8 protein-coding genes are annotated in these 8,266 nt (G+C 61.6%); 3 read left to right on the top strand and 5 right to left on the bottom strand.

Going from position 1 to position 8,266, the window contains the following annotated elements; genetic code table 11:
- The coding region (locus tag GOEFS_RS23680; RefSeq protein ID WP_211600678.1) for a hypothetical protein at window positions 1-260 on the top strand (260 nt) is incomplete at its 5' end.
- Between the two features lie 124 nt (window positions 261-384).
- Here the strand turns inward: GOEFS_RS23680 and GOEFS_RS17715 are convergent.
- Window positions 385-2,151, bottom strand: a complete 1,767-nt coding sequence (locus GOEFS_RS17715) for a GNAT family N-acetyltransferase (protein ID WP_007319317.1) — start codon at window positions 2,149-2,151, stop codon at window positions 385-387.
- Between the two features lie 51 nt (window positions 2,152-2,202).
- Between GOEFS_RS17715 and GOEFS_RS17720 the strand changes: the two genes are divergently transcribed.
- Window positions 2,203-2,988 carry an alpha/beta fold hydrolase gene (locus tag GOEFS_RS17720; RefSeq protein WP_007319318.1) on the top strand — a complete coding sequence of 262 codons (786 nt, stop codon included), beginning with the start codon at window positions 2,203-2,205 and terminating at the stop codon, window positions 2,986-2,988.
- On the opposite strand, the gene GOEFS_RS17725 is transcribed toward GOEFS_RS17720, so the two are convergent.
- The gene (locus GOEFS_RS17725; protein WP_040525455.1) at window positions 2,982-4,604 is read right to left on the bottom strand and encodes an MFS transporter; all 1,623 of its coding nucleotides are present in this window, start codon (window positions 4,602-4,604) and stop codon (window positions 2,982-2,984) included. The two genes, GOEFS_RS17720 and GOEFS_RS17725, sit on opposite strands and share 7 nt — an antisense overlap.
- 203 nt (window positions 4,605-4,807) lie before the next feature.
- On the opposite strand from GOEFS_RS17725, the gene GOEFS_RS17730 reads away from it, so the two are divergent.
- A complete protein-coding gene (locus GOEFS_RS17730) occupies window positions 4,808-6,163 on the top strand; it encodes a diacylglycerol/lipid kinase family protein (RefSeq protein WP_007319320.1) in 1,356 nt (451 codons plus the stop codon).
- A gap of 61 nt (window positions 6,164-6,224) precedes the next feature.
- On the opposite strand, the gene GOEFS_RS17735 is transcribed toward GOEFS_RS17730, so the two are convergent.
- From GOEFS_RS17735 to GOEFS_RS17745, 3 genes are all read right to left on the bottom strand, one after another.
- The gene (locus GOEFS_RS17735) at window positions 6,225-6,440 is read right to left on the bottom strand and encodes a hypothetical protein (protein ID WP_007319321.1); all 216 of its coding nucleotides are present in this window, start codon (window positions 6,438-6,440) and stop codon (window positions 6,225-6,227) included.
- Window positions 6,441-6,495: 55 nt separating this feature from the next.
- Window positions 6,496-7,005 carry an Imm21 family immunity protein gene (locus GOEFS_RS17740; protein WP_040525452.1) on the bottom strand — a complete coding sequence of 170 codons (510 nt, stop codon included), beginning with the start codon at window positions 7,003-7,005 and terminating at the stop codon, window positions 6,496-6,498.
- A 64-nt stretch (window positions 7,006-7,069) separates the two neighbouring features.
- Window positions 7,070-8,266: RelA/SpoT-related domain-containing protein (locus tag GOEFS_RS17745; RefSeq protein WP_007319324.1), on the bottom strand; the 1,197-nt coding region annotated here is incomplete at its 5' end.

Consider the following 8,266-nt stretch of genomic DNA (forward strand, 5'->3'; position numbering starts at 1 on the left):
CCCCTCAATGGCATCCGAGGGCATATTGCCCTCGGATCATGCTGACGGGGACGAAATTTCGCGGATACCATCACCAGCGGGAGTCGTCAGCTGGCCCTGACCGCGTCTGTCGGTCGAAGTCGTTGGAGGCGATCCGCATAGTGCGCGGTGACGTCGGGGCCTTCGGGTTGCGAGGTCTCGATACACCGCCGGGCTCGCAAGCTCGTGCGACGGCACTCGACCAACCGTGGGGTGTCGGACTACATTTCGTCGAGCGCTAGCGAGACCCGCTGCCCTAGATGGTCGAGTGCGTTCGCCGAGCGCTAGCGAGACGCGCGTGTATCGAGACCAAAGCGAGCCGAATACGGTTGTGCGGCAGGAGCATCGGCATTCCGCGTTCGACTCTCACAATGACTTCTTCAGACCGACATGATTCGTCTCGTACCCCAGCCGCGCGTAGAACGCTCGTGCTCGGTCGCGAACCTCGTCGGTCGTCACCTGAACGAGGGTCGCGCCATGTGCCCGACCATGGTCATGCGCCCATTCGAGCATCGAGGTACCCAGCCCTGCCGATCTCTCCGCTGCCGCCACTCGCAATCCCTCGATCTGCAATCGTGTTGCACCACCGCGGGATAATCCCGGGATAACCGTCAATTGCATCGTCGCAACGATACGATCCGCCTCGTCACGAACCACCGCCAAATAATGTGATGCGTCTCGGGCGACGACGTCGAAGGCAGCCTCATACGCCGTCTCGTCGCCACCTTCACGCCCGCGACCGATCTCATCGTCGGACAGGAGCGCGACCACCTCCGGCACATCGGCGCGGGTAGCGCGTTGCACCCGAAATGCGCGGTCACCCAAGCGAAGAAGTCCACCGACCGACGAGCGTGCGCCGGCCTGTAGTCGAGCGACCAAGGTATCCAACCAGGCTCCGACGTTATGCCGCGCTTGCGGTGTATCCGGATACCGACAACGCAAGTGGAGTCCCGACTCGTCGAGGATGAACCACAGCATGACCCCGTCGGTGCGGATGGCGGCACTCACGTACTGAGCTTCCAGGCTCGTCGCATCCACTCGTACCGGTAACCGTCGAAGATCGAGCCAGGAGATAGCGAACATCGCGGGCGCTTCCGGCATTTCGCCGTTCCACGGCGCGAGGACGTCTTTCAACGGCCACGAACCAAGGCGCACAGCTTCTTTCACCGCTGCCGCGCACGCCGCGGGAGCGGGATCAGCGGACTCGAGCACCGAGTTGGTAATAAACCAGCCAACTGAGTCGTGCCACGCTGCCTCGTATCGACTGTGTACCGGGAACACCGCACGCAACGGAGTGCCGGCCAGTTCGTGGGTCACCGCTGTCATCGCCGATACGGCAAGCGTGAGTGTCGAAACCCCGTCCTCGCGAGCTTGCGCGGAAAACGCGGCACTGTCGTCGACGTCGAATACATCGCGGACTTCGACCCGCTCCGGCTGAACTTCTGGATTCCCCAGCGGCAGAGGAAATTTCGGCATTACCGAGCCACTGTCGGTGAGAATCTCGGCCCACCGTCGACGCACATCGTCGGGTGCGGCAGGGCGGTCGAGCAGTGCCCGGGTGTGGTCGACGAATGGTAGAGCGGGTGCGAGCGCGGGCGCCCGTCCCGCGTGGACATCGGCCAGTGCCGCAAGAAGATCGCGTGCGATGACCAACATCGACCACATGTCGACATGTGAGTGATCAGCCGCGACAACGATAGTGGGACCAGCGGCGGTTTCCAGTACGCAGAGTCGATGCGACGGCCGGTTGTAGGGCGAACAGGCTACGTCGAGAACGTCGCGCAGGGCATCGTTGACCGCCTGCCCCGGGCCGATGTCGTGCTCCCGCCAGCGCCCCGGACGTATGTCGATCTCGTGCAGTTCAGGATCGCCGCCGGTATTAACGAACGCGGTACGCAATGTCCCATGCCGCCCGATGACCGCCAGCCATGCGACGGCGAGAGCATCGCGGGACACCGACTCCCGCAACCGAAACGACAACGCCATCCACGACCCAGGCCGCTCACCAGCACCGACATGCCGTCGTTGATCAAACGAAACCGGCAGCGCGCCGCCCGGTTGGGATACCGTCACGTCATATCCCCACAACCGCCCGAACGGCAGGCGGAGGTGTCCAACGTTGGTGAGCCGCATGGCGGTACCCTAACCGCTCACGGTCGCACCCACCCGCTTAGAGGAGCTGACATGCCGACATTCGACGTCCCCGGCGCCGTTCTCGACGTCGAGCTGAGCGATGAGGGTGGCCCGCCGGTCGTCCAACTACACGGATTGACGTCGAGCAGATCGCGCGATCGCGTGTTGGATCTCGACCTGGGCCGCGGTCTGAGCGGAACTCGCTTGCTGCGGTACGACGCTCGCGGGCACGGCCGCTCGTCGGGACGAGAAGTTCCCGAAGACTATCGATGGGCCAATCTGGCCGACGATCTGCTCCTGCTCCTCGATCACTACTTTCCCGGCGAACAGGTACATGGCGTAGGACCCTCAATGGGCACCGCGACGCTGCTGCACGCCGCGTGCAAGCAGCCCGCACGATTCAGCGGCATGACACTCATGGTGCCGGCGACCGCGTGGGAAACTCGGATCACAAAATCCGACGAATACCGACGTGCGGCAACGATTGTCGAGGAGCACGGCGTCGACGCGTTTGTCGCGACGAGCCGCGACGCGCCACGGCCGCCGGCCGCGGTCCCACACGTGACCGCACCCGATGTCGCGGCGAATATCCTGCCGTCACTGTTTCGGGGAGCGGCACTCAGCGACCTACCTACACCGCAGGAAATCGTTCAGATCGACATTCCGACAACGATTTTGGCATGGATCGACGATCCCGCGCACCCGGTGTCCACCGCTGTTTCTCTTGTCACCTTGCTCCACGACTCGACGCTGCGGGTGGCACGAACTCCCGACGATGTGGCGCGGTGGCCAGCGATCCTACGCGACGACGTCGCGCGGAATGGTCGTCGTCATTGACCGTCGGCAGCCGGTACCGCACCAAGTTCCGCAGCGGGTCGTCGTGGAAGTCGTTGGGCGATAACCAATCCCAGTAGCGCCAGGAAGATAGCGAGCAGTATCGAATACTTGATCGATTGAATCTGTGCCTGTTCATAGTGGTCGATGAGAGCATTCCACTCCGCGGGCGTCAGTCCGCTCGGCACCTTAGCGGCGTCGAGCTGGTCCTTGCTGACAATCTCGACTCCGTTGTCGGAGAGTTGGGCGACCTGCGTCTTAACATTCTGCGCCAGAGCCGGGTCGCTCTGTACGGCGCTGTTGAATCCCGCGCTCAACGATGCGATCAAAAGCGCCCCGAGTAACGCTACGCCGACGGATGTGCCGATATTCTGGGCGGTTCCCTGCAGCCCGCCTGCCTCACCTCGGTCACGGTCACCGATCGAGGACATGATCACATTGCCCAATTGTGCTGCGATGAAACCGAACCCGGCGCCGAAAATCGCCATCCCGATCGCGAACATTACGCTCTCGAGCTGCGGTTCGATGGTGGTGACCAGCACCCCCGACCCGACGATTACCAGCGTCAGCCCGATGCGGACCATCCGTCGAGGTGACTGTGTCGCAGCGAGTTTCGGGCTCACGAAGGCCGCGGCCAGCATCGCCACGGACATGGGCGCGAGCTTCAGACCGGTCTGGAACGCGTCTTGCATCAACACATACTGCAGGTAGATCGGGATGACGAAGAACATGCCGCCGATGATTGTCTGCTGAGCGATCATCATCACAAGTCCGTTGCGCAACTGCAGTTTTCGTAGCAGATTGGGATGCATCAACGGTACTTTGCCGCACGCGATCACATGATTCTCCCACCGGAAGAATCCGATCAAGACGAAGATCCCGGCAGCGATCATGAATGGCACAACCGACAAACCAAACGGGGTGATCTGGTGGCCCGCGATGGTGAGCGCACCGGATGGCCGGATGAAACCCCAAGCGCCAGCTTGCAGGAATGCCAGGACAATTAGCCCAAGACCGGCGGCGGACAGTAGTGTTCCGCCCCAGTCCATTTGTCGCGATCCAGAGCGTTCAGTGTCTGCGATCACCCGCACACATGCGATAACCACCAGGCAGACGATCGTCTCCGAGCCGAATACGACCCGCCAGGTGAGCACTTCGGTAACCCAGCCGCCGATAAGCGGACCCGCGGCCGCACCGGCAGCGGCAATCCCGCCAAGTGCGCTGTAGGCCGTCGCACGATCCTTACCTTCGTAATTGCCCGCGGTGAGTGAGATGATCGCCGGCATCACCAGAACGGCTCCGGCGCCTTCGACGAACGACCACCCGACAAGCAGGACCGCGAAGTTCGGACTCAGCGCTGTGATTAACGAGCCAGCGCCGTAGACGATCAGGCCGATCGAGAACACGCGGCGGCGGCCAAACATGTCGCCCAGCCGCCCGCCGAAAAGCATGAACGACCCCATCACCAACGTGTACAGCGTGATGGCCAACTGCACTTGCGTGATCGTCGTATCCAAGTCGGCGACAACACTGGACACCGACACATTCATCACGGTGGTGTCGAGCACCATGATGAATTGTGCCGCGCACAAGATGATCAGGACGCGCCAATGTCCCATCACCAGAACATTACGCACTTGAGTTCGCCAGCGCGGCAAGTTCTTCGGATGAAATTCCCTGGACTGTTGTCCCAGTTCACATTCGACACTTCGCGGGTCCCACAGATTCCGTCAGGTGGCGTGAAAGCACCTGTCGCAGAATAGGACTGAACGGGATCACGCGACCTTCCGCGCGACGCGAGACAGACTGCGAAGATAGAAGCATGACCGACGATCGCGCGGGATCCAGCGACACGGTGTCCGGCGTGCGTCGACTCAGCGCGATCCTCGCGTTGATCAGTGGCGCGGTCCTGGCGTCGATGCTGGTGTTCTTTCTATTTCGAAGCGGCTTGGCGGTACTCACCGCGCTCGTCGGTCTTACGGTGGCTGTCGCCGGTGCGTGGTGGGTGGTAACTGAACGGATGCCGCGCCGAGCTGTCGGCGCGATGGCGGTGATCGGCGGACTCGTCATCATCGGACTCGCGTTGGTCGGTGTGGATTGGTTCGCGCCGCGGCTCGCCGGTGCGGCGGCGTTGCTGATGGTGTTCATCGGATGCGCCCGGTTCGCCATGGTGCGCGAGCTGCGTGGCCTTGATCGATCACGGCTGCCCACGCCACCGGCCAACCCGGTGTTGCTTTGCAACCCGAAGTCGGGAGGTGGGAAGGTCGAGCGATTCGGAATCGTCGATGCTGCCGGGGAACTGGGCGTACGGACGGTGGTACTCGGTATCGAGGACGACCTGGAGCAACTCGCCCGCGACGCGGTGGCGAATGGCGCCGACTGTCTCGGGATGGCTGGCGGCGATGGTTCGCAGGCGCTCGTCGCCTCGATCGCGGTCGAGTACGACATTCCGTTCGTATGTGTGAGTGCGGGTACTCGCAATCATTTTGCTCTCGACCTCGGCCTAGATCGCGACGATCCCCGGAACACGTTGCGCGCCTTCGTCGATGCGGTCGAGCGGCGCGTTGACTACGCGACGGTCAACGGCAGCCTCTTCGTCAACAATGTTTCGCTCGGGGTGTACGCGACTGTCGTGCAACAGGATTCATACCGTGCCGAGAAAGTGCAGACAGCGGCCGAGGTGCTGCCCGATCTCCTCGGCTCTCTCGCCGAACCGTTCGACCTCCAATTCGATACGCCCACAGGCGATCACGTCGACGGTGCGTTTCTCATCCTCGTCTCCAACAACGCGTATACGTCGACGGCGTCGCTCGATGCCGGAACTCGCAGCGAAATGGATACCGGCAAACTCGGGGTCGTCGCGGTCTCGACGTCGACCGGAGCCCAAGCGGCGCGATTGATGACGCGTTCCGCTCTCGGACTGCGCCGCTCGAGTCCGTTCTGGCATGAGTTCGCGGTTGAGTCATTCACCGTGACCGCGCGCGGTGGGCATGCGCTAGCTGGTGTAGACGGCGAGGCTCTAGACCTACCAGCTCCATTGCACTTCCGCAGTCATCCGCGTGGTTTGCGACTGTTGGTGCCGGCTGACAACGCGCAGATCGCGGCGTCGAGGCGAGCGCGCAATGTCGGCGCCCGGGCGCTTCTGGATGTGGCGAGAGGCCAGCCGCTGAGCTCCTGAAACTATCCCCGTGGTGAGCGCAGACGGCGATATAGCGCCTGCTCCCGTCAGGGGGACAGTTTCAGGAAGCATTGTCGTCATCTCGGACTGTTGGCGTCGTGAACCAGGTTAGAAATCGGCCCAAGGCGTTGAGTGGCGGCATGAGAACCGGGGTCAACAATCGAAAGACTCGTTCGATCAGCGGACCGAACAACTTATCCATTACCCATTCGTAGGCCGCTTGCAGCAGTAGGAATGGCAACAGAATCAAAGTCGCAATATCGCGAAGCATCTTCACGATTAGACAATACCCACGCTGGTCGGATCATCACACAACATACAGGTCAGCGGGGCTACAGCCGCTTCAGTTGAACCAAGATCATACAATTGTCACCGCATTCCAAGTAGGCGACACGAACGCAGTACTCGCCCGAATCGATGTCGACTGTCAGACGGTCGTCCTCAGCGAGATCGTTGCCCCGCGCCGCCGAATCGAAGAGAATGAGAGGCCCCTCAACGTTCCACTCCAGGTCTTCTGGCGCTTCCCACGCGACGCCGATAGCCAGAGCTTGTTCGGCTGCCGCCACGATTTCTTCCTCGGTGTCCGCCGCCACCCACCGCAGGAAGAGATTATGGGCGGGAAGAAAAGTAGTTGGGGCTGGCAGGTCACCAAGAACCAGGCCGTCAACTTTTCCGACTGGAACGAGTCCGATGTAACCGCCTATCGAGCAAGCTCGACCATAATCTCCCCAATCCATGGTCGGGCCTGGATCACCATCCGCACCGCCCCAGGATCCGAGGGTGTCGCGACTAAGGACCAATAGCGGCCCTCCGTCGGACTCAAGCCACTGATATATGGTCATCCACGACCCTTAGGGCACCTTGACAGATTCGTCGTTCGTCCATGACACCGGGCTGGCATATCAATCAGATCGGCTCCCCGTCCTTCAGGACCTGTAGGTCCATATTCTCCGCTCGACTCAACAACTCACGAATCAAACGCTCTGACGCCTCACGATTGAGGTTCGTCGCCACCCATAGCGAACCACCATTCGCCAGGCGCACCCTCTTAGATCGTGTCCCTTCAGGCAGATTGTCGGAGGTACTGACCGCGTCAGGGATCCGAATATCCACTGTTCCCTGGGAATCCGCGATGATCCGTGCTACTTCCCGCACTGCGCCGGCGGCCGGAAAGAGAGTCGACCGAAGATCCTCCGGGCAGTCGGCCCCGCGGAACGAATACATCAAGTACCGGGTTTTGCCGCGAAGTCGGTCGTATCGCCACTCAAGTTGTCGCGCACGGGTCTTTACCGAGCCCACATGGCCGGTGTTTTCGATATACCGCTGCCCATAACAAGCGAGAAGTTCATCATCCAGACGCCGGACCCTCGTCACCGAACGACCGGCGGACATCAGAGATTGCACCTGTTCGGAATCCACCGCATCAAGCGCCGAACCGAGCGCCTCGATGGTATCCAAGCCGCTTGCCGATACGAGATCGCATGCGAACTTCACGCCGGCCTCCGAGGCCACCTCGGCATCCGGAAAGCGTTTCGCGAGAAAGTCTTTCATCTTCGCTGGATCTATCGGTGTCGCAGACCCACCCCCGACAGGCACTGAATCACCACCAGACTCTCGCGCGACTGGGTACTCTCTCGTCGTCGGATTAGCCAGCAGTAGGTCGATTGCGACAAAGGTCTCATCGAGGGCGCTGCGCGCATCCGCCGCGGCGCCGAACAACTGATCGATGGTCTTCTGATCCTGTTCGCCGATCGCATCGTATTGAGCGCCTTTGTATCGGCGTTCGTGCTCGAACTCAGCCCACGCATGTGCCGCAACTGTTCGGATCTGTATCTCGAGGCCGCCGAATTCTTCAAAGTATCTAGCCAACTCGCCACCTGAGATCAACCAGCCAGCCTCGGCATCCGGACTTTCACCGACAACAACGATGTGTCGGCAGTCGTATCCCCGGCGGTGGTGTGGACGCCCAGCCCCGGGACTCTTGTCCTCACCGTCCTTTACGGCGAGCCGCCCCCGGATGAGTTCCGCGACACGGTCTCGATCAGTGATCGAATATGTAATCACCCGGACCGCGACTGTGTCCGTCACCTGCTCGACGGGATT

Source organism: Gordonia effusa NBRC 100432 (assembly GCF_000241305.1).
Classification (GTDB): Bacteria; Actinomycetota; Actinomycetes; order Mycobacteriales; family Mycobacteriaceae; genus Gordonia; species Gordonia effusa.